Genomic DNA, 22329 nt, shown 5'->3' with positions numbered 1-22329 from the left:
GGCACAACCCTAGGCCAGATCGCGCGGCAGGGCGGCCGGTAACCGTGCTGACCCGGGCCGCCTCCGCCGGCGTGCCGGGTCAGCTGACGCCCACCAGGCGCCAGCGGTTGTCGGCGCTGCCGTTGTCGGAGTCCTGGACGGCCTGCGCGCCCCAGGCGGTGGAGCCGTCGAGGACGCCGAGGAGTTTGCCGCTGTGGACGTTGCGGATCCGGTAGGTGCCGTCGCCGTTGTCGATCAGTGTCCAGCGGTGGTCGGCGGTGCCGTTGTCCGCCCACTGCAGGACGCGGGCGTTGTCCGCGGTCGACATGTCCTGCACACCGAGGACCTTGCCGCTGTTGACGTTGCGGAACCGTACCGCGTTGCCGTCGGGCACCATGACCCAGCGGTGGTCGGCGGTGCCGGTGTCGCCCCACATCACGGCCAGGCCGCCGTCGGCGGTGGACATGTCCCGCACCCCGAGGACCAGGCCGGTGGCGGCGTTGGTCAGCTTGTAGGTGGAGCCGGTGCCGCCACCCGAGCCGGTGTTCCAGTAGACGGTGTAGTTGAAGCCGTGCGCGTCGTGGAACGGGGCGAGGTTGACCGTCGAGCCGTTCGCGGTCGCGGTGAAGGCCAGCGAGCTGGTGCTGGTCCGGGTGATCGACGAAACGGTCAACGACGGCAGCGAGCCGAGCGTGGAGTTGCCGTAGTTGCCGCAGAGCACCGCCGGGCCGTAGGTGATCGCCTGGACGTCGCCGTTGTCGTTGGCGGCCTGCATGATCACCCGCATGGGCAGCCGGACGGTGACGGTGTCGCCGGCGGACCAGGTGCGGGTGACGGTGGCGTAGCTGCCCGGCGTCGTCGCCACGTTCTGCGGCTGGCCGTTGACGCTGACCGTCGCGCCGGTGGTCCAGGCCGGGATCCGGAACCGGATGCCCCACGAGCCGCTCATCGTCCCGGCCAGGGTCAGGGTGGTGGTGTCGCTCACCGGATAGTTGGTGCTCTGGGTGACCGTGATGCCTCGCTGCGACCAGTCCAGCACCGAGGGCACGAACAGGTTCACCGTCAGGGTGTCGCCGTTGTGGAAGTAGATGGAGTCCATCAACTTCGTGTTCGTCTCGATCCCGGTGCCCTGGCAGCACCAGAACGAGTTGTAGTCGGTACTCCAGGTGCCGCCGCCCCACGCCGGTCCCACACCCCGGCGGCCCCCGGGGCGCAACGGTGTGAAGTACGTGATGTGGCCGTGGCTGTCGGCCGGGTTCTGCGCGCCGACCAGGTGGTTGAGCAGCGCCCGCTCGTAGTAGTCGAAGTAGGCGACCCGGTCCGGTTCGGTCAACCAGAGCTCCCGGGTCAGCTTCAGCATGTTGTAGGTGTTGCAGTGCTCGCAGGTGTCGTTGCCGAGGTAGCCCGCGATGGCGTTGGGCGGGCGGAAGTGCTCCGCCTGACTGTTGCCGCCGATCGCGTACGTGTGCGCGTTGACGGTGATGTTCCACGCGTTGCGGGCGATGTCGCGGTAGCGGGTGGTGCCGGTGGCCTTGTACTCGCGGGCGGCGCCCACCCACTTGGGTACCTGGGTGTTCGCGTGCAGGCCGTTGAGCCGGTCCTGGTTGGCCGCGAGCGGGTCGAAGACCGCGGCGTGGTCGAACCGTCGTGCGGTGGTCAGCCAGCGGCTGTCGCCGGTCTGCTGGTAGATGTCGGTCAGCACGGCGTTCATCCCGCCGAACTCGGTGCCGAGCATCGCCTGCATCTGGCTGCCGCTCAGCCGCGCGGTACGGGTGTCCACCCAGCCGGCGAGGGCCAGCAACACGGTACGCGCCTGGGTGTTGCCGGTGTACCGCCACACGTCCAGCAGACCCGCCAGGGTCTTGTCGATGCAGTAGTAGGGCACGTTGCCGTTGTTCAGGGTGCGTTGTTCGACGGCGGTGAAGTCCGACTCCGGGAAGCCGGACAGGTAGCCGGTGGCGAATCCGGCGGCCCCGTTGTTCGCCTGACACCTGGCCAACTCGGCGACCATGTGGTTCGCCTTGTCCCGGCAGGTGGTGTCGCCGAGCACCGCGTACGCCTGGGCCCATGCGGTCAGGAAGTGCCCCTGCATGTGGGTGCGGAACGGAAACGTCGGCGCGTCCCAGCCACCGTTCGACGCGGCCCCGTTGGTCGACAGCCGGTGGTTGGCCCGGAAGTTGTAGAGCAACCGGTCCACGTCGACGAATCGCAGGTAGTTCAACGTGCGGTTCTGGTTGTCCATGAACCGGCCGGCGGTGAGCCGTACCTGACCCGGATCGAACGGGTACGCCGAGACGCCGAGATCCGGGCGGGCCGGGGGCAGTACCGCGGCGGCGGCGCGGTCACCGAGGAAGGTGGTGCCGGCGGCGGAGAGCAGCGCGCCGCCGGCGGCGGCCCGCAACAGGTGACGGCGGCTCAGGGGCGGGGATGGCATGAGATCTCCTGGGTGGTGATGCGGGGCGGCGGACCGGGGGACTGGCCCTCGACGTGGGCGAGGTGAGGGTCAAGTGAGCGCTAACAACTTGTCCGGATGGTACGGGGACACCCGCCAGACATTCAAGGACCTGACTGTTGATGGAGCCATCGGAGCGGGTCGGCACCGGTGTTGAGATTGGTGTTGACCGCCGGTACCGCACCGCGCCCAGCTGGCGTCCGAGTGACAGCATGTGAGCGCTAACAGATGAAGGGTCGCGGCCGCCGACCGGTTGGCGTGGCGATCGCCACGCCAACCGGTCGGGCCCGGCGTCGAAGGGCATTCGGGGCGACCGATCTACCGACAGGTGCCCTGTCCCGGAGAACGGAGCCGGTGAGGGCCGGTCAGAGCCGTTCCGGCGGGGTGTTGCCGGCGGCGACGATCGCCCGCCGGATCGGCACCGCGGCCAGCAGCACGAACCCGATCACGAAGAACGCCAGCAGCGAGATGATCGCCACCCGGTAGCTCTCGGTCATCCCGTACGCCAGCCCGAACAGCAGCGGCCCGAGCCAGCTCGTCCCCTTGTCCGAGATCTCGTAGAGCCCGAAGTACTCGGCCTCCCTGCCCTTCGGGATCAACTGGCTGAACAGCGACCGGCTCAGCGCCTGGCTGCCGCCGAGCACGATGCCGATCCCGCCGCCTAGCAACACGAACGGCACCGTCTGGTGGGCCGGCAGCCGGTACGCGACCGCCAGCACCACCGTCCAGAGCACCAGGCTGACCAGGATCGTCTTCCAGGCGCCGATCCGCTTCGCCAGTGCCCCCATGCCGAGCGCACCGAAGAAGGCGAGGAACTGCACCATCAGGATGGTCGGCACCAGTACGTCGTCGGGGAGTTTGAGCTCCTCGGTGCCGTACACCGCCGACAGTGAGATCACCGTCTGGATGCCGTCGTTGTAGACCAGGTAGGCGACGAGGAAGAACAACGTCAACGGGTACGCCTTCAGGCTGCGCAGGGTGTGCCAGAGCTGGCGGAACCCGTCGAGCAGTACGGGTCCCTGCGCCGGTCCGGCGACCGGCGGCCGGTTGCGCAGCCGGATCAGCGGGATGGTGGTGAACCCCGCCCACCAGATGCCCGCCGACACCATGCTGTACCGGGCGACCTCGCCGGTGTCCATCCCGAGCGAGTCCTTGAACAGCACCGCCGCGACGTTGATCGCCAGCAGCAGGCCGCCGCCGATGTAGCCGATCGCCCAGCCGATGCTGGAGACGCTGTCGCGTTCCTCCGGCCCGGCTATCTGCGGCAGGAACGAGTAGTAGACGACGATGCTCGCCCCGTAGGAGATGTTGGCGACCAGGAACAGGCCGGCGCCGAGCAGATAGCGGTCGCCGGTCAGGAACAGCAGCCCGACGGTGGCCGCCGAGCCGATGTAGGCGAAGAGCGCCAGCATCTCCTTCTTGCGCGGCGACCGGTCGGCGACGGCGCCGACCAGCGGCAGTACGAAGACGGTCAGGAACACCGACAGCGACACCATGTACGGGAAGAGCGAGCCGGGCGCGATGCCGATGCCGAGCAGGCTGATCCGTTCACCCCGGCACGGGTCGTCCGAGGCGCAGCCGGCCGCCGCCTTCGCGATCGAGGTCAGGTACGGGCCGAGGAAGACGGTGATCACCGTCGTGTTGAAGGCCGAGTTCGCCCAGTCGTAGAAGTACCAGCCGACCCGCTCCTGCCGGGTGCTCAATGGCGCGTCCGGCGCCGCCGTGGGGATGGTCTCGGCCATATCGGTCCTTCGGTATCGGGGGCGGGCGGCCTGGTCCGACCGACCTACCGATCGGACGGCCAGTGGCCACGGCTCTGGTACGCCTCGCGCAGCACGTCGACGTGATCGGTCATGATGCCATCCACACCGAGGTCGAGTAACTCGTTCATCTCGGTGAGATCGTCGATGGTCCAGACGTGCACCTGGAGGCCGAGCCGGTGCACGTAGTCGACGAACCGCCGATCGACCACCTTGATCCCGCGGTAGCGGACCGGTACCTGGGCGGCGACCACCGTCGGCGGCAGCACCAGGCGGCGGTTGGCCAGCGAGGCGAGCCGCAGCCGGGCCACCCCGCGCAGCCCGAGCGAGGTGGCGATCTTCGGCCCGGCCAGCGTCCGCAGCCGGGCCAGCCGGACGTCGCTGAACGAGGCGAGCAGCACCCGGTCACCAGCCCCGGTCCGGTCGACCGTACGCACGGTGGGCCCGACCGCGCCGTCGGCCTTCACGTCGACGTTGAACCGGATCTGTGGCCAGGCGCCGAGCACGTCGTCGAGCCGGGGCACCGCCTCAGCCCCGCCGACCCGGATCGTCCGCAGGTCCGCCCAGCGCAGCCCGGCGACCCGGCCGGGTTCCCCGGTCATCCGGTGCAGGGTCGCGTCGTGGAAGACCACCGGCACCTCGTCGGCGGTGGCCTGCACGTCGGTCTCGACGTACCGGTAGCCGAGCTGCACCGCCCGGGCGAACGCCTCGGTGGTGTTCTCGTCGCCACGCGCGGCGCCGCCACGGTGCGCGAACGCCAGCGGTGTCGGCGCGTCGAGATAGGCGAAGTCCCGGATCACGCTGCGAGTATGCCGGGCCCGGTTTTCGATAGGTTGCTCGGCATGCGGCTGCTCGCCATCGACTTCGGCACATCCAACACCGTGGCGATGGTGCGGGGCGCCGACGGCCCGGCCCGGCCACTGATCTTCGACGGCACGCCGCTGCTCCCGTCGGCGGTCTGTCTCGACCCCGGTGGTACGCCGCTGACCGGGCGCGACGCGTCCCGGGCGGCCCGGCTCGACCCGGCCCGGTTCGAGCCGACACCGAAACGGCGCATCGACGACGGGGCGGTGCTGCTCGGCGACCGGGAGGTGCCGGTCGTCGAGTTGGTCGGCGCGGTGCTGCGCCGGGTCTCGACCGAGGCGTACCGGCAGCTCGGCGGGGTGGACGAGCTCCGGCTCACCCATCCGGCCCGGTGGGGCGAGCGCCGTCGGAGGGTGCTGGTCGCCGCCGCTCGCACGGCGGGGTTGCCGCCACCCCGGCTGGTCGCCGAGCCGGTCGCGGCGGCCGCCTACTACTCGGCGGTACCCGGCCGGGCGGCGCCGCCCGGCCGGGCGTTGGCCGTCTACGACCTGGGCGGCGGCACCTTCGACGCCGCCGTGGTCCGCCGCACCGGGGCCGGCTTCGACGTGCTGGCCGAGTCCGGCCTGACCGACCTGGGCGGGCTGGACTTCGACCACGCCCTGGTCGAACACCTCGGTCGGGGCTACTCAGGCGGCCGGACCGAGCTGTGGCACGGCCTGCTGAGTCCGGCCGACCCGGGCCACCGCCGGGCCCGGGAACTCCTCTACGACGACGTCCGGGCGGCCAAGGAACTGCTGTCCCGGGCCGCCAGCGCCGAACTGCACCTGCCGGCGCTGGACCTGCGGGCGCACCTGACCCGGGACGAGCTGGAGTCGCTCATCCGCCGGCAGCTCCAGCAGACGGTCACCTGCCTGGCTCGGACCGTTGCCGCCGCCCGGCTGGACCCGGCCGACCTGATCGGCATCTTCCTGGTCGGCGGCTCCAGCCGGATTCCGCTGGCCGCCCGGCTGATCCACGTCGAGCTGGGCGTCGCACCGACCACCCTGGAGCAGCCTGAGACGGTGGTCGCCGAGGGAGCCCTCCGGCTCGACGACCTGCCCGCCGGGCCCGCCCAGGTGCCGTCGGCGGGGCGCGCTCGGGTACTGTCGCGGACCGATGCGGCGCCGCCCGGACCGCCCGCAGCGGCCGTCGGCGGACCGGCTCCGAACCGGAGTGTGGCGCCGCTACAGCCGGCTCCGGTCCAGCCAGGTCAGCCGGTTCCGGTCCAGCCAGGTCAGCCCGGGGTGGGACCACCCGGCGTCGTCCCGGCCGGCCGGTTCTGGACCGGCACGACCGGGCTGGTCTGGACCGGAACGCTGGCCCTGCTGGTGCTCGCCGCGCTCGGCGTGCTCGTCGCGGTCGTCAGCGCCGGGCCCGGCTGACCGGCGTCGGTCGCTCCGGCCCCCCCGTGCCGGCGGCGGCGGTCCGTCCCCGGGCCGGGGACGGACCGCCGCCGCGTACCGCAGGTCAGGCCGGCGACTCGGCGCGGTCACCCGCCCACCGGGTGTGGAAGCTGCCCTCGCTGTCCACCCGCTGGTAAGTGTGTGCACCGAAGTTGTCCCGCAGGCCCTGGATCAGCGCGGCCGGCAGCCGGTGCCGGCGCAGTCCGTCGTAGTAGGACAGCGAGGAGCCGAAGGCGGGCGCCGGCACCCCGGCCTGCGCGGCGTAGCTGACCACCCGCCGCCAACTGGCGACGCTCTCCGCGACCCCCTGCACGAAGTAGGGCGCCACCAGCAGCGTCGGCAGCTGCGGGTCGGCGTCGTACGCCTCCCGGATCCGGTTGAGGAAGCGGGCCCGGATGATGCAGCCGCCCCGCCAGATGGTGGCCAGCGCCGCCGGGTCGATGTCCCAGCCGTACTCCTGGCTGCCGGCGCGGATCTGGTCGAAGCCCTGCGCGTACGCGACGATCTTCGATGCGTACAGCGCCTTGCGGACGTCCTCGATGAACGCGTCCCGCTCCACCTCACCGGTCGGCGCCGCACCGCCCGCGTCGGCGTACGCCCGGGCCGCGGCGGCCCGCTGGTCGCCGTGCCCGGACAGCGAGCGGGCGAAGGTCGCCTCGGCGATCCCGGTGATCGGCACGCCCAGGTCCAGCGCGCTCTGCACCGTCCACCGGCCGGTGCCCTTCTGCTCGGCCTGATCGAGGACGATGTCGACGAACGCCTTGCCGGTGCGGACGTCGACGTGCCCGAGTACGTCGGCGGTGATCTCGATCAGGAACGACTCCAGGTCGCCCTCGTTCCAGCCGGCGAAGATCTTTCCGATCTCGGCCGGTGTCGCACCCAGCCGCTCCCGGAGCAGGTCGTACGCCTCGGCGATGAGCTGCATGTCGGCGTACTCGATGCCGTTGTGCACCATCTTCACGAAGTGCCCGGCGCCGTCCGGTCCGATGTGTGCGCAGCACGGCACCCCGTCGACCTGGGCGGCGATCGACTCGAAGATCGGCCCGAGTTTGCGGTACGCCTCGACCGAGCCGCCGGGCATGATGCTCGGCCCGAGCAACGCACCCTCCTCGCCGCCGGAGACACCGGTGCCGACGAAGTGCAGCCCGTGCTCGCGCAGCGTCTCCTCCCGGCGCCGGGTGTCGACGAAGTGCGCGTTGCCACAGTCGATGACGATGTCGTCCGGTTCCAGCAACGGGATCAGTTCGTCGATGACGTCGTCGGTGGGCCGGCCCGCCTTCACCATCACGATGACGGCGCGGGGCCGTTCGAGGGAGGCGACGAAGTCGGCGAGCGACTCGCTCGGCACGAACGTCCCCTCGTCCCCGTGCTCGGCGACCAGGCTCCGGGTCCGCTCCGGCGACCGGTTGTGCACCGCCACCCGGTGACCGTGCCGGGCCAGGTTCCGGGCCAGGTTGCGGCCCATCACCGCCAGCCCGGTCACCCCGATCTGGGCCGTGGCGCCGGTGTCGCCGCTCGTCGTCTCCGCCATCTGCTGCTCACTTCCGTCTGGGGCCTGAAAGGTTCGGCCAGTTGCCACTTCCGTGCCGGCGTCGGAGGAACGCGCCGAAGCCCGCAGCAGCGCGGAAGGCCCGGTGTTCCGTCAGCGCTCCTCCGGCAACCAGAACCGGGCAAGCGTACTCGTCGCCGGGTCCTCGGAGGCGGTCAGCGCCGCCCACGGGTCGCCGTCGGCCGGCAGTTCCTCGCCGGCGTACCCGGCCAACTCGTCCGGGGCGACGGTCGCGGCGTCCGCTCCGGACAGCGGCGGCGGTACCGTGTCGACCGGCTGGCCGAGCAGTGCGGGATCGGCCCACGGAAAACCGTCGACCGGCTCCGGCGGCGCGCCGAGATCCGGCAACTCGGTCGCCTCCCACCAGGCCGGCCCGGTGTCGGCGTACGGGTCGAGGTCCGGGTCGGCGCCGAGCGGCGGGTCCGCGCCGCCGAAGCCGACCTCGGCGGGCACCTCCGCCCAGCCGTTCGCCCCGGACCCCGGCTCCGCCGCCGGGTACGGGTCCGCCTCGGCGTACGGGTCGTCGGTCGGCTGGTCGTCGGTCGGTAGGTCGTCGTAGCCCAGTGGCATCGGCGGGTCGGCCGGCGTCCCGGTCGGGTCACCGGGATCGGGTTCGCCACCGAACCCCTCGGCCGGGAAGCCGCGGTCGTCGTCGGGTGGATCCGGGGTCAGGTCGCCGAAGTCCTCGCCCTCCGGGCCGCCGAACTCCGGCTCGTCGGCGGACCAGCCGCCCCAGTAGTCGGTCATGTCCTCGCCCCCCGTGCCTCGGTGGCCGGGGCCGCCGGTGTCAACACCCGGGCTCGCATCAGCACCTCGTCGACCTGCTTGACCCGGGCCCGGACCGTCTCCCGCTCCGCCTTGGTGGCGGCCCGGCGCCGGGCGCGGACGGCGGTGTCCTCGGCCGCCGCCGCGTCGATCTCGGCGATCCGCTCGTCGAGCTGCCGCAGCCGGCGCTCGATCGCGTCGTCGAGGGCGAGGGTCAGCGCGTACTGCAGGTCGGTGAACCGGTTGGTGATCTCGTCGGAGAGCGCCGCCCGGGCGTCGGTGACCACCTCCCGCAGCCACGTCCGGGCCTGTTGCCGGTCGGTGTGCACCCGGCGCCGGTACAGGATGAAGCCACCGGCGGCCAGCCCCAGGCCGAGCCCGGCGAAGGGGATCAGCAGGCTGCCGCCGACCAGCGCACCCGCGCCGAGCGCCGAGGCACCGGCCATCGCACCCCGGCCGGCCAGGAACGCCATCGACCCGGCCGACATCGCGATCATCATGTTGTCCGGGCCGCCGCCGGACCGGCGCGGCTTGCTGGCCAGCGCGTGCCGCAGGGTGGCGTTGAGCCGCCCGAGCACGAAACGCAACTCCTCCGGCTGGAACACCTCGGCGAGGACCCGCTCGCCGACCTGCCGGAACCGCACCTCCAGATCGTCCGACAGCCGCACCGACAGCGCGTGCAACGCCTCGTCGACCTGCTGTGGCAGCGCCCTGAGCTCCTCGCTGCGGGCATTGTCGATCCGGTTCAGGAACTCCTCCTGGAGGGTGCCGACGTATCCCCGGAGCAGCCCGGTCGCCTCGACCCGGGCCCGCTGCGTCTCGGTGCTCAACGCCAGCGACCACTGCCGCGACTCGGTACGCTTCCGCGCCGCCAGCGCCGCCCGGTCCTGCTTGATCCGGTGCAGGTCCGCCGGATCGGGGTCGATCGCCCGCAGCCGGTCACCGAGCTCAAGGTCGTACCGGACCAGTTCACTACGGACCGTGCGCAGCAGGTTCGCCTGCCGCAGCAGGTGGCCCCGGCCCGCCACCCCGATCAGCGCGTGCTGCAACTGCGCGATCCGGGACTCCTTGAGCAGCTCGCCGGCCGCCTCCGCCGGCATGGTCCGGGCCAGCTCCGCCAGCCGAGCCGAGACGGGAAACCACGACGCGCCGCCGAACCGGGGGGCGTGGGCCTGCAACTGCGCCCGGTTGTCGGCCAGGATCGTCCGCCAGCCCGGGTACGCGTCGGTCTTGGTCAGCGCGAAGACCACCAGGTTGACCCGCTTGCTCGCCTCGATCAGAAAATCGAGTTCCGGCTGGGCGAACGGAGCGGCGGCGTCGACCACGAAGAGCAGGGCGGTGGCCCTGGCCGCCGCGTCCAGGGCGATCTCGGCGTGCGCCGGGTCCAGCCCGCCGGTGCCCGGGGTGTCGACCAGGCTCAGGTACTGCAACAGCGGCGCCGGATGGGTCACCTCGATGTGCCGGGGCGGGCGCTGGTCGTCCGGCAGCCGACCCAGCGGGGTGGCCCAGTCCCGCAGCTCGGCCACGCGCAGCGGCAGCGGCTCGGACCGCCCCGGCAGGAAGGCCCGGGCACCGGCCTGGGCCCCCGGCACGAACTCCAGGTAACAGCAGGTGGCGACCGCGACGTCCACCGGCGACAGCTCCGGCACCCCGACCAGGGCGTTGACCAGGGAACTCTTCCCGCGTTTCGTCTCGCCGACCACCACGATCGAGGGGCGGGTCACCACCTGGCGGCGCAGCGTGTCGACCTCGCCGGCCGCGTCCGGGGCGACCTTGCGCAGGTACGCCAGCCCGCCGTCGACCGCCCCGGTCAGCGCCGCCCCGAGCGCCGCCTCCGGGTCACCGCCGCGCTGGGCCGGTGCGGCACCCGCCCCGGCGGCGGTACGGCCGGCGGTCACCGCAGGCTCCCCTCGGCGCGTACCCGCTGGGAGAGCAGGAAGAAGCCGCGGTGCGCCACCTGTGCCACCCGGGACTGCGCCGGGCTCGCCCCGGCGACCGCGTACACCCGCCACCGGGTGGCGGCCTCCAGCGCGGCCCGGGCCAACTGCTCCGGGGCGGCGGCCGGCAGGCTCAGGATCCACTGCGGGTCGGTGGAGAGCGCCAGCCGGGTCAGCTCCTGCTCCATCGGCTCGGGCAGTTCCACCGAGCCGGAGCTGACCAACTGGGCCACCTCCAGCAGCCGCAGCCGGTGGTACTCCGGCTGTTGCAGCACCTGTTCGATCGCGTCCCGGAGCAGTTCCCGGTCCTCGGGCCGGGGGGCGTGGCTGGCCAGCCTCTCCAGGCTGGACAGCCCCCAGCCGGCCTTGATCGCATCGGTACGCCACCGGAAGGCGTGGTCGAGGGTGTTGCGCAGCCGGGGGAACCCGGAGGCGGCGAAGAGCAGCCGGACCAGGTCACCGCTGGCCAGCTGCGGCTGGGCGGCGAACTGGGCGATGGCGAAGCCGATGCCGTACAGGTCGAGCAGCCGCAGCAGCCGCTCCCGCTGCTCCCGGGGGACCGGGCAGTCCCGGGAGGCGAACAGGTCGACCGAGGCGAGCAGCACCGCCCGCTCGCCGGCCGGCAGCCGGGCCAGCGTGCGCAGCGCCTCACAGTCGGCGGCGGTCAGCCGTCCGGCCTCGGTCGTCTCGGCCAGCAGCCCGACGACCGGCACCACCTCGGAGACCACCCGGCGCAGCACACCGGTCTGGTCGGCGGCGAGTGGACCGGCCACCGGCCACGGGTCGGCCGCACCTCCGACCAGCTTGTCGACCTTGTTGAACAGGCCGAGCGAATTGATCGGGTTGCTGGCCAGCCGGGCCGAGACCGACCGGAACGCCTCCAGCGCCGCCAGGTCGTCGTCCCGGACCGACTGGGTGAAGACGTAGACGATCGCCTCGGCCCCGGCGATCGCGCCGGCCGAGTCGTCGTCGATGTTGTCGTCGAACGGGGCGGTCGCGGCCTCGAAGAGCAACCGGCGGGCGCCGGCGCTGACCGAGGTGTTCGTCGAGGCGAGTCCGGGAGTGTCCAGCACGGTCAGGTCGCGCAGGTGGTCGCTGGTCAGCGTGACGTCGACGTAGGAGATCTCGGCACGCGGTACGCCGAGCCGCTGCGGGATCATGCCGGTGTCGTCCAGCGGCAGGCTGAGCCGACTGCCGTCCCGGCGGACCACGTCGACCCGGTCGGCGGTGCCGTAGCGGAACTGGGTGACGATCCGGGTGCACTCGCCGACCTCGGTCGGCGCCACCCGTCGACCGATCAACGCGTTGACCAGCGTCGACTTGCCGGCCTTGAGTCGGCCGGCGATCGCCACCCGCAGCGGCTCGTCGAGCCGGCGGCGTACCCCCGACACCTGGGTTCCGGTAGCGGCACCGAGTCGGGGACCGACCTCGTCACAGAGGGCGGCGACCCGGGCGCTGAGCGGACCTGCTCCCATCGCTCGTCAGCCGGCGGTGCGGTCGGCGACAATGGCGGGAACCCGGTGGTGGAGCACGATCATCTCGTCTGCTGTCCTTCCGACACGGCGGCGAGGGCGGGCTGCCCCTGCCGGACATCACACTACGAATATCCTGCCGGCGCAGGATCCCATGTTCGTGCCACCGTCTTCCAGCGGTGGTGCGGCGTCGACCCGGGCGGGGGAGGACAGTGCGGCACGCGTCGGTCGGTGATCTGCCCGACCAGTTCCGGCCGGACGACGGGCGATCCGGCGATCCGGCCCCGCACGGCGTCGCGGTCGGCGATCCGGCGCCGGACGTGGTCGCGGTCGGCTCCGGACTGCTCGCCACCCCCGGCCTGGTCGTGTTGCACAGCGGTCCCGGCGGCGGACGCAGCACCGCCCTGCACCGGCTCGGCGCCACCTTCCGGGGACCGGTCTTCGCCGGGGGTGGTCTGGCCTGCCTGCCCGGCGAACCGGCGTTCGCACTGGCCCGGGCGGTCCGGGTCCGGCTGCCGGGGCACGATCCCGCCCTGCTCGCCGAGGCCGTCCGGTCCCGGGTACGCGGCGGCCTGCTGCTCCTCGACGATCTCCAGTGGGTCGATCCGGCCACCCTCGCCGCCCTGGTGCCGCTGGCCGCGCACTGCCGGGTCGCGGTCGCGCTGCGTACGCCGCATCGGCTTCCGGCGCCGGCGGTGGCGGCGCTGCGGGCCGTCGCGGCGGGCTGGCTCCCGGTGCCGCCGCTGGCCGTGGAGTCGGCGACCGCCCTGGCCAGGCGGATCGCGCCGGGGCTGGGCCCGTCGTCCGTCGCCGACCTGGTCCGGCGCTCCGGTGGGGTGCCGCTGGCGGTGGTGACCCTGGCCCGCCAGGCAGCCGCACGGGGGCCGGCCGGAGTACCCCGACCCGGCGGCGCCACCGAGCGGCGCCCGGAGCCGGCAGACCGCGACCCGGAGCAGGTCGGCTACGCCGTGGCGGCGGCGCTGGCCGACCTGACCCGGCCGGCACGGACCACGATGGCCGCCCTCGGGCTGCTCGGCCGCCCGGCACCGGTAGGCGTGCTCGGTGCCGGAGTCGACGAACTGCACGCCGCCGGTCTGGTGACCGTCGAGCAGGGCGGCACCGCGCTGGTCGCCCCGGTGTCCCCGTACGTCGCAGAGGTCGCCGCCGGGCTGCTCGACGAGACCGGCCGGCAGGCGCTGCACCGGCGCCTCGCCGAGCTGGTACCACCGCAGGAGGCGGTCCGGCACCTGGCGGCGGCCGGTGACAGCGCGGCCGCGTACCGGCGGGCACTGGAGGTGGCGGCCGGCGCCGGCGCCGCCGGTGCCCGGGCCGATCCGCTGCTGCTCGCCTGCGCGCTGCCCGGCGTCGAGCCGGAGCCGGCGGTCCGGGTCGACGCCGCCCGGGCGGCGCTGGCCTGCGGCCGGCCCCGGGCGGCGGCCCGGGTGTTGACCACCGGCACACCGCTCGGCGTCGACCCGGACCTGCTGCGGGCCGAGGCGCTGGTCCAGCTCGGCGACCTGGCCGGCGCCCGGTCGGCGGTGGCCCGGGTCCCGGACTCGGCCACCGGCGAGCAGCTCGCCGCCCGGGACCGGATCGTGCTCCTCGCCCAGCTCGGCACCGACCCGGCCGAGGCGATCCGGACCGCGGCCCGGATCGCCCACCTGCACGGCCCGGAACCGGCACACCCGGGGCTGCGGGCCGCGCTGGCGGCGGTAGGCGCCGCGAACCGGGCCCGGGGCTGGGAGTCGGCGCTGGCCTCGGCAGCGGCGGAGGCGGGCGCGGCCGGTGATCCGCTGTCCGCCCGGTGGAGTGCCTGGCTGCTCGTCGAGACGCTGCTCGCCGACGGCCGCCTCGACGAGGCCGGGCAGGCGGCCGAGGCGGCGGAGCAGGCCTGCGGGGCCGACCTCGCCTACAGCTGGCAGACCCGGTTCCTGGCTGCCCGGCTGTGGTGCGCGGCGCTGCGTGGCGGACCGCCCGCCCTCGACGCCGGCGCCGCCTTCGATTCCGATGGGGCCAGCGACGCCGGCGCCGCCCTCGATTCCGGTGGGGTTCTCGACGTCGACGAGGCGCTGCGCCGGGCGGGCGACCTCACCGACCGGACCCTGCCGGCCCCGGCCCGGGGCTACGCGGTCGCCGCCGCCAGCCTGGTCGAGGCCGACGGTGGGCTGCTCGGGCCGGCCCGGTCCCGACTGGCGGCCGTCACCACCGGCGGTTCGGCCGGCGTCGACGCGCTGCTCGACTGGGTGAGCCGGGAGGCGGCCTGGCTCGACGGCCAGCCGGACCGGGCCGCCGGAGCATCCTGCGGCGGCCCGCCGCTGATCGACGGGCTGCGGCAGATCACCGCCCGCTGGGCCGCCTACGACGGCGCGACGGCCGAAGCCGGTTCGGGGCTGTCCGACGGGGCGGTGACCACCGTTCCCGCCGGGCCGGTACCGGTGTGGCAGACCCTCGCCGCCTGGGACAGCCCGGGCGGCGACCCGACCGGCTTCACGGTGGCCGCCGACGGCTGGCGGGACCTCGCGGTCCGCGAGGAGGTGCGCTGCCTACTCGCCGCCGGTTTGCACGAGCCGGACCCGGCGCGGAGCGTTCCGGTGCTGCTGACCGCCGAGGACCGTGCCGAACGGGCCGGCCTGGTCGTACTCCTCGGCCGGATCCGCCGGGCGCTGCGCCGGCACGCCGTACGCCGCGACGTCCGGGGCTCCCGTTCCGACGGCGACCTCACCGACCGGGAGCGTGAGGTGCTCCGCCTGGTCGCGTCCGGCGAACCGACCCGACGCATCGCCGGCCGACTGGGTATATCCGCCGAGACGGTGGAGACCCACGTCCGGTCCGGGATGCGCAAGCTCGGCGCCCGCACCCGTACCGAGGCCGCGGCCCTCGCCCTGGAGGGGCTGTGACAGGTGCTGGAGGTGCAGCGATGACAGACCCGCCGCGCTACGTCGTGCCGTCGGCGACCGACGCGACCACGGTGCTGCGCCGACTCGCCCGGGACGGCTGGACCACCCGGGAGGGGTTCGCGGTCACCGAACCCGGCTGGGACCTGGCCGACGCCCGGCTGGTGCTGTTCGGCCGGGTACCGGACGCCGAGACGGTACGGCTGGCGGTGCTGGCCGCCGCCCGCGGCGCCGGGGTGGTGGCGATCGTCGACCCGGCCGGCGAGGTCGGCCGGGCACTCGTCGACGACCTGGGCCGGCTCGGCCCGGTACACCGGGATCCGGACGAGGCGGCGGTGCCCGAGGCCGAGTCGGTGGTGAGCCACCTGATCCCGGAACAGCGGGCACTGCTGGAGCGGCTCGCCGACGGCGAGACCATCGCCGCCGCCGCGGCCGCGGAGTTCCTGTCGCTGCGTACCGCGAACCGGCGGATCGCTCAGGCCCGCGAGGCGCTCGGGGTGCGGACCACCCGGGAGGCCGTCCTCGCCTACCTGCGGCAACGCCGCTCCGACTGACCGGCGCCCGGCACTTTCGGGATCGACGCGGCGGGGGAGTTCAGGTGCTGGCCGGCCGGTCGGGGTGGCTGCGGCGGTGTTGGCGGCGGGTCTCGGTGGGCCGGGTCGGGTCGACGTAGCGGGGCCGGTCAGGTTCGTCGGGGCGCAGCGGCACCAGCGCGACGGTGAGGGCGTCGATGATCGCGTCGGTGGCCCGGGCGGCGGCGCCGGGACCGGCCGGGTCGATCCCGGCCAGGTCGACGGGTGGGCCGAAGTGCACTCGGATCACCGGCCGGCGGAGCATCGCCCGGCCGACCGCCCTGAGCATCCCGGCCGGTGCGCTGTACGGCAGCACCTCGTGTGCGCCCCACTGGGCGACCGGAACGACGGTGGCGCCGCTGGCGAAGGCAAGCCGGGCGGTGCCGGTCTTGCCCCGTTCGGGCCACATTCCCGGGTCGAGCCCCATCCGTCCCTCGGGATAGACCAGCACCACCGAGCCCCGGGCGACGGCCGCCGCCGCGTGCTCCAGGGCGAGGCCGACGGTCGGGGTGCGCCGGTCGACCCGGATGTGCCCGCTGGCCCGCATCGCGGAGCCGACGATAGGGGCCCGGAACACCCCGCCGGTGGCCATGATCCGGGGCGCGATCCGGCGTACCCGGCAGGCGGCGGTCAGCACGACCGGATCGAACGGGTTGATGTGGTTGGCGGCCAGGATCAGCGGGCCGTGCCGCAACTCGTCCGGCACGTCGCCGGTGACCCGCAGCCGGGCGAGCAGCCCGACCACGCCCCGGGCGAGTACCTGGAGGAAGAGCCAGAAGCGGGGGGCGCGCCACGGGGTAGTGGTGGTGGTCTCCATCAGCGGTCGATCGTCGCACGCGCCGGCCACCGGACAGGCCCCGGGCAGGGGCTGTCGCGCACGCCGGGAGGCTGTCCGGCCCGAGGTCGCCGCCCGCCGAATGGACGTGATCGACCTCCCAGTGCCACCGTCTACGACGGCCAGTAGTATTTACTACGTTCGGTAGTAAATGGCTGGGGGTCAACCGTGGACGCGCTCGACGTCGCCCGGTGGCAGTTCGGTGTCACCACCGTCTACCACTTCCTCTTCGTACCGCTGACCATCGGGCTGTCGGTCCTCGTGGCGATCCTGCAGACCCGCTGGCACCGCACGGGACAACTGCGCTACCTGCGGCTGACGAAGTTCTACGGCAAGCTCTTCCTGATCAACTTCGCGATGGGCGTGGTCACCGGCATCGTGCAGGAGTTCCAGTTCGGGATGAACTGGAGCGACTACTCCCGCTTCGTCGGCGACGTCTTCGGCGCCCCGCTGGCACTCGAGGCGCTGCTGGCCTTCTTCCTCGAATCCACCTTCCTCGGCCTGTGGATCTTCGGCTGGGACCGGCTGCCCCGCCGGATCCACCTCGCCACCATCTGGGCCGTCGCGATCGGCTCCACGCTGAGCGCGTACTTCATCCTGGCGGCGAACTCCTGGATGCAGAACCCGGTCGGCTACCGGATCAACCCCGACACCGGCCGCGCCGAACTCACCGACATCGTCGCCGTACTCACCAACAAGGTCACCCTGGTCACCTTCCCGCACACCCTCGCCGGCTGCTTCCTGGTCGCCGGGGCACTGATGGTCTCGATCGCCCTCTGGCACCTGCGCCCGACCGCAGGATCAGCCGACAAGACCGGCACGCCCGGCACGGCCGACAAGACCGGCACGGCCGGAACCCGGGCCGTCGAAGGGCAGGACGACACGGCGGGGGAGAACCGGGCCGCGTTCCGGTTCGCCGCCCGGTTCGGCGCCTGGGTCACCCTCGCCGCCGCGGTCGCCGTCGTGATCAGCGGCGACCTCCAGGGCAAGATCATGACTCAGGTGCAGCCGATGAAGATGGCCGCCGCCGAGGCGCTCTACACCACCGAGCAGCCCGCCTCGTTCTCCGTCCTGACCATCGGCAGCCTGGACGGCAGCCGGGAACTGTTCGCCATCAAGATCCCGTACCTGCTCTCCGTACTCGGCACCGGCGACCCGAACGGCCAGGTCCAGGGCATCAACGACCTCCAGGCCCAGTACGCCGCCCAGTACGGCCCCGGCAGCTACACCCCGATCATCCCGGTCACCTACTGGAGCTTCCGGTTCATGATCGGTTTCGGGTTGGCCGCCGCCGCGATCGCCGCGATCGTGCTCTGGGCACAGCGTCGTGGCCGTACCCCGAACTCCCGCTGGCTGGTCCGGGCCGGCCTGGTCATGCCGGTCCTGCCGCTCGCCGCGAACTGCTTCGGTTGGATCTTCACCGAGATGGGCCGGCAGCCGTGGGTCGTCTTCGGCGAGATGCTCACCCGCGACGGCGTCTCCCGCAGCGTCTCGCTGCCCGAGGTACTCACCTCGTTCACCGCCTTCACCCTGGTCTACGCCACCCTCGCCGTCGTCGAGGTCCGGCTGCTGATCCGGTACGCCCGCGCCGGCCTGCCGGACACCGCAGCACCGCCGGACCCCGACACCGACACCGACGACGAGAACCGCCCCCTCGCCTTCGCCTACTGACCCACCGACCCGACCGGAGTCCGCCGTGGACCTGCCCACCTTCTGGTTCCTGCTCATCGCCGTCCTCTTCACCGGCTACTTCATCCTGGAGGGCTTCGACTTCGGCGTCGGCATCCTGCTGCCCGTCCTCGGCCGCGACGACCGGGAACGCCGGGTACTGATCAACACCATCGGGCCGGTCTGGGACGGCAACGAGGTCTGGCTGATCACCGCCGCCGGTGCCCTCTTCGCCGCCTTCCCCGCCTGGTACGCCAGCCTCTTCTCCGGCTTCTACCTGCCGATGCTGCTCGTCCTGCTCGCCCTGATCTTCCGCGGCGTCGCCTTCGAGTACCGGCACAAGCGTTCCGAGGCCGGCTGGCGGGCCCGGTGGGATCTCGCCATCTTCCTCGGCTCCCTGATCCCCGCCATGCTGTGGGGAGTCGTCCTCGGCAACCTGCTGCGCGGCGTACCGCTGGACGCCCGGGGCGACTACACCGGCGGACCGCTCGACCTGCTCAACCCGTACGCCCTGCTCGGTGGGGCGACCACGACGGCGCTGTTCGTCACGCACGGCGCCGTCTTCCTCGCCCTCAAGACCACCGGCGAGATCCGGACCCGGGCCGGCCGGCTCGCCGTCCGGGCCGGCACCGCCACCGCCGCGCTCACCGCCGCGTTCCTGGCCGTCAGCCTCTCCATCCGGCACACCCCGGCCGCCGTCGGCCTCGCCGTGGCCGCCGCGCTCGCCCTGGCCGGCATGCTGGCCGCCACCCGGGTACGCCGGGAGGGCTGGGCCTTCCTCGGCACCGCCGCCGCGATCGGGCTGACCGTCGCCACCCTGTTCTCCGCACTCTTCCCGACCGTGCTGCCGTCGACCACCGACCCGGCCGGCACCCTCACCGTCGCCAACGCCGCCTCCAGCCCCTACACCCTGAAGGTGATGACCTGGGTGGCCGCCTTCTTCACCCCCGTCGTCCTCGCCTACCAGGGCTGGACCTACTGGGTGTTCCGCAAGCGGATCGGCGTCGCCAACATCCCCCGGTGACCGCCGACCGCCCGGCCCGCACCGCACCGCACCTCACCCAGGACGACGACCCGACCGACGAGGACCTCGCCGAGGCACGCGAACGCCTCGCCGACGCCGGGACCACCACCGCCGGCTGATCAGGATTCAAGAAGCGCGGTCCCCGAACCCGCTCGTAGCGTGGCTCCCGGATGGTCAACCGAAACACAAGAAAGGGGACAAGACATGAAAGCGCACGTGAGCACGATCCTGCTCGCCGTCCGGGACATGGAGCGGTCCAAGCGGTTCTACACCGAGGGTCTCGGCTGGAAGATCGCGCAGGACTACGGCGACGTGATCTTCTTCGCACCCGACGGCGGCTCGCCCGTCGGCTTCTACAGCCGCGACGGCCTGGCCCAGCATGTGGGTACGAGCCCGGAAGGCAGCGGCTTCAGCGGAGTCGTCCTCACCTACGTGGTCCGCACCGAGACCCGGATCGACGAAGTCATGGCGGAGGCCGAGAAGGCGGGCGCCACCGTCCTCAAGCCGGCCGGCCGGCTGCCCTGGGGCGGATACGGCGGCACCTTCGCCGACCCGGACGGCTACATCTGGAGCCTCGGGTACAGCGCGGAGGGCGAGGACCAGCCCTACGCGGAGTAGCCGCCGACCGGGCCGGATGCGATCCACCCCGAACCGCATCCGGCCCGGAAGATCCCCGGCCCCGGGAAAGCCGGAGGCCCTCGATCCCAGACCGCACCCCGATCCCAGACCCGCGGACGGTCCCAGGCACGCACCCCGATCCCAGGGAACGCGAACGGCGGCTTTCCGGGACCGCTCGTGACGAGTCAGCCCAGATCGACCAGCGGATACAGCGGATAGTCCGCCAGCAGGTCGGCCGCCTGCCCGGCCACCCGCTCCGCCACCGCCCCGTCCAGCACGTACCGCGCCCTGCTCGGGACACCGTCCGGCCCGACCCCCGACCGGGTCGCCGACAACACCGTGTGCAGCAGCCCGGCGATCTCGTCCATCTCCGCCACCCCGAGCCCCCGGGTGGTCAACGCCGGCGTGCCGAGCCGGACCCCGGAGGTGTACCAGGCGCCGTTCGGGTCCCGGGGCACCGAGTTCCGGTTCGTCACGATGCCGGCATCCAACAGCGCCGCCTCGGCCTGCCGCCCCGTCAGCCCGTACCCCGACACGTCCACCAGCAGCAGATGGTTGTCCGTACCCCCGGTCACCAGTCGGGCGCCCCGCCGCAGTAGTCCCTCCGCCAACGCGACCGCGTTCTCCACCACCCGGCCCGCGTACGCCGCGAACTCCGGCCGCCGCGCCTCCGCCAACGCGACCGCCTTCCCGGCCATCACGTGCGGCAACGGGCCACCGAGCACCATCGGACAACCCCGATCCACCTGGTCGGCCAACTCCGGCGCACACAACACCATCCCGCCGCGCGGCCCCCGCAACGACTTGTGCGTCGTCGTGGTCACCAGGTGCGCGTACGGCACCGGGTCGAAGTCACCGGCGAACACCTTCCCGGCCACCAGCCCGGCGAAGTGCGCCATGTCGACCAGCAGCGTCGCACCGACCTCGTCGGCGATCTCCCGCATCAGCCTGAAGTTCACCCGGCGCGGGTACGCCGAATAGCCGGCCATCAGAATCAGCGGCCGGAACTCCCGGGCGATCCGCCGCACCTCGTCGTAGTCGAGCAGCCCCGTCTCCGGATCGGTGCCGTAACTACGCTGGTCGAACATCTTGCCGGAGATGTTCGGCCGGAAACCGTGCGTCAGATGCCCACCCGCGTCCAACGACATGCCCAGCATCCGCTGGTCACCCAGCTCCCGCCGCAACACCGCCCAGTCCTGGTCGGTCAGATCGTTCACGTGCCGCACCCCGGCCCGCCGCAACACCGGCGACTCCACCCGGTCCGCCAGCACCGCCCAGAACGCCACCAGGTTCGCGTCGATCCCCGAATGCGGCTGCACATACGCGTGGGCCGCACCGAACAACTCCCGGGCATGCTCCGCCGCGATCGACTCCACCGTGTCGACGTTGCGACAACCGGCGTAGAACCGGCGGCCGACCGTGCCCTCCGCGTACTTGTCGCTGAGCCAGTTGCCCATCGCCAGCAGCACCGCCGTGGACGCGTAGTTCTCCGCCGCGATCAACTTCAACGACTCGCGCTGGTCGGCCAGCTCCGCGCCGATCGCGTCGGCGATCCGGGGCTCGACCGCACGCACCACGTCCAATGCCGCGCCGAACGCGACGGACTCTGTGGACCTCGTGCCGAGCGGATACACCTGGTGGGCCATCGAAACCTCCTGGGCAGCGAAAATCGGCCCAGGCGCACGGCACACGTCACTCGACGGGACCGCTTCCCGATGGTTGACCCCATCCCAGCACGCCAGTCACGGTCCGGGCCGAGCGTACCAACCCGCCCGGCCCGCCGCGACCAACGATGCCCAACCCGTACCCCGGTGCGCCGCTCAGCTCGCGTCGCGCAGCTCCGCCAACCGCGCCTCGATCTCCGCCAGCTCGGCCCGCAACTTCTCCGCCTGCTGCTCGGCCTCCCGCCGTTCCACCGCCATGATCTGCTCCACCGCCTCGTGCACACCTGGCACATCGATCAACGCCACCATCTTCAACGCCTCGGCCGGCTTGATCACGTACGGCTTCGCCAACGACTTCGCTCCCTGCGTCGCCGCCAGTGTCCACTCGCCCTCCGCGTACGTCAGGGTGACCGTCAATCCGGCCGGACCCTTCGGCTTAGCCGCCTTCGTCGCCCGACGGGCCGGCTTCGCCTCGCCCTCCCCGTCCGCCGGACGGGACGGGGGAGTGTCCACTGCGGTCACTGCTGCCTCCTCGCGGGCCACCGGAACCGGCTCCCTGACAATCTTGAACTCTGGTTCGGCGACCGGCTCGGGCTCCGGCTCCGCCCTGGCCGCCGCCCGTCGCGTCGCACCCTTCGGGGCGATGGCCAGATCGCTGGGGGAGAAGGGCAACTCGTCCCGGCCGAACCGGACCACCACCCACTCCTCGGACACCTCCGGATCGGTCAACTCCACCACCTGGCCCAGCTGACCGGCAACCTGCCCCGCCGCCTCGGTGAACAGCACCCTCGGCTTGCGGCCACCCGCCAACGCGTCCCTGATCTGCTGTAACTCCTCGGTGGACAACCCCTGTTCGGCGGTACGCGCGGCAGCCATCGGATCCCTCTTCCGTAC

The 22329-nt window shown here is 72.8% G+C and carries 17 protein-coding genes and 1 riboswitch; of the genes, 7 read left to right on the top strand and 10 right to left on the bottom strand.

Annotated features, from left to right (window positions below; all coding sequences use genetic code 11):
• Window positions 1-79: 79 nt before the first annotated feature.
• The 3 genes from EV371_RS17545 to EV371_RS17535 all read right to left on the bottom strand — a co-directional run bounded on the left by EV371_RS17545 (window position 80) and on the right by EV371_RS17535 (window position 4991).
• Window positions 80-2413 (bottom strand): beta-L-arabinofuranosidase domain-containing protein, encoded by a 2334-nt coding sequence (locus EV371_RS17545; RefSeq protein WP_130462994.1) that lies wholly within the window; start codon window positions 2411-2413, stop codon window positions 80-82.
• 383 nt (window positions 2414-2796) lie between these two features.
• Entirely contained in the window at window positions 2797-4173 is a 1377-nt protein-coding gene (locus EV371_RS17540) for an MFS transporter (protein ID WP_130462993.1), read from the bottom strand.
• Window positions 4174-4217: 44 nt separating this feature from the next.
• Window positions 4218-4991, bottom strand: a complete 774-nt coding sequence (locus EV371_RS17535) for a PI-PLC domain-containing protein (RefSeq protein WP_486484667.1) — start codon at window positions 4989-4991, stop codon at window positions 4218-4220.
• Window positions 4992-5033: 42 nt separating this feature from the next.
• On the opposite strand from EV371_RS17535, the gene EV371_RS17530 reads away from it, so the two are divergent.
• A complete protein-coding gene (locus EV371_RS17530; RefSeq protein WP_486484666.1) occupies window positions 5034-6416 on the top strand; it encodes an Hsp70 family protein in 1383 nt (460 codons plus the stop codon).
• Window positions 6417-6501: 85 nt separating this feature from the next.
• On the opposite strand, the gene gndA is transcribed toward EV371_RS17530, so the two are convergent.
• From gndA to EV371_RS17510, 4 genes are all read right to left on the bottom strand, one after another.
• Window positions 6502-7968, bottom strand: a complete 1467-nt coding sequence (gene gndA / locus EV371_RS17525; protein ID WP_130462990.1) for an NADP-dependent phosphogluconate dehydrogenase — start codon at window positions 7966-7968, stop codon at window positions 6502-6504.
• Window positions 7969-8079: 111 nt separating this feature from the next.
• Window positions 8080-8733, bottom strand: a complete 654-nt coding sequence (locus EV371_RS17520; protein WP_130462989.1) for a hypothetical protein — start codon at window positions 8731-8733, stop codon at window positions 8080-8082.
• Window positions 8730-10649, bottom strand: coding sequence for a dynamin family protein (locus tag EV371_RS17515; RefSeq protein ID WP_130462988.1), 1920 nt, complete (start codon window positions 10647-10649; stop codon window positions 8730-8732). Before EV371_RS17515 ends, EV371_RS17520 begins: the two co-directional genes overlap by 4 nt.
• Window positions 10646-12163 (bottom strand): dynamin family protein, encoded by a 1518-nt coding sequence (locus tag EV371_RS17510; RefSeq protein ID WP_130462987.1) that lies wholly within the window; start codon window positions 12161-12163, stop codon window positions 10646-10648. Before EV371_RS17510 ends, EV371_RS17515 begins: the two co-directional genes overlap by 4 nt.
• Window positions 12164-12372: 209 nt before the next feature.
• Here EV371_RS17510 and EV371_RS17505 point away from each other — a divergent pair, with 209 nt between their 5' ends.
• Window positions 12373-15057, top strand: coding sequence for a helix-turn-helix transcriptional regulator (locus EV371_RS17505; protein WP_486484665.1), 2685 nt, complete (start codon window positions 12373-12375; stop codon window positions 15055-15057).
• Window positions 15058-15077: 20 nt separating this feature from the next.
• Complete coding sequence (locus EV371_RS17500; protein ID WP_130462986.1) at window positions 15078-15608, top strand: LuxR family transcriptional regulator; 531 nt, start codon at window positions 15078-15080, stop codon at window positions 15606-15608.
• 40 nt (window positions 15609-15648) lie between these two features.
• Here the strand turns inward: EV371_RS17500 and EV371_RS17495 are convergent, their stop codons facing one another.
• Window positions 15649-16443, bottom strand: a complete 795-nt coding sequence (locus tag EV371_RS17495) for a lysophospholipid acyltransferase family protein (protein ID WP_130462985.1) — start codon at window positions 16441-16443, stop codon at window positions 15649-15651.
• 186 nt (window positions 16444-16629) lie between these two features.
• Here EV371_RS17495 and EV371_RS17490 point away from each other — a divergent pair, with 186 nt between their 5' ends.
• From EV371_RS17490 to EV371_RS17480, 4 genes are all read left to right on the top strand, one after another.
• Window positions 16630-18132: a cytochrome ubiquinol oxidase subunit I gene (locus tag EV371_RS17490; RefSeq protein ID WP_130462984.1), complete on the top strand. Its 1503-nt coding sequence runs from the start codon at window positions 16630-16632 to the stop codon at window positions 18130-18132.
• Window positions 18133-18157: 25 nt separating this feature from the next.
• Entirely contained in the window at window positions 18158-19153 is a 996-nt protein-coding gene (gene cydB, locus EV371_RS17485; RefSeq protein ID WP_130462983.1) for a cytochrome d ubiquinol oxidase subunit II, read from the top strand.
• On the top strand, window positions 19150-19272 hold the full coding sequence (locus EV371_RS34360) for a hypothetical protein (protein ID WP_486484664.1): 123 nt from the start codon (window positions 19150-19152) through the stop codon (window positions 19270-19272). Before cydB ends, EV371_RS34360 begins: the two co-directional genes overlap by 4 nt.
• Before the next feature lie 85 nt (window positions 19273-19357).
• Window positions 19358-19771 (top strand): VOC family protein, encoded by a 414-nt coding sequence (locus EV371_RS17480; RefSeq protein ID WP_130462982.1) that lies wholly within the window; start codon window positions 19358-19360, stop codon window positions 19769-19771.
• 185 nt (window positions 19772-19956) lie between these two features.
• Here the strand turns inward: EV371_RS17480 and EV371_RS17475 are convergent, their stop codons facing one another.
• Complete coding sequence (locus tag EV371_RS17475) at window positions 19957-21417, bottom strand: glycine hydroxymethyltransferase (RefSeq protein WP_130462981.1); 1461 nt, start codon at window positions 21415-21417, stop codon at window positions 19957-19959.
• 19 nt (window positions 21418-21436) lie between these two features.
• Window positions 21437-21527, bottom strand: a riboswitch (ZMP/ZTP riboswitch).
• Between the two features lie 64 nt (window positions 21528-21591).
• Window positions 21592-22311, bottom strand: coding sequence for a hypothetical protein (locus EV371_RS17470; protein WP_130462980.1), 720 nt, complete (start codon window positions 22309-22311; stop codon window positions 21592-21594).
• Window positions 22312-22329: the final 18 nt, after the last annotated feature.

The sequence above is a fragment of the Plantactinospora sp. CNZ321 genome (assembly GCF_004217235.1).
Note: the sequence above shows the minus strand (reverse complement) of the source record. Positions and strands in the feature narration are given on the sequence as shown.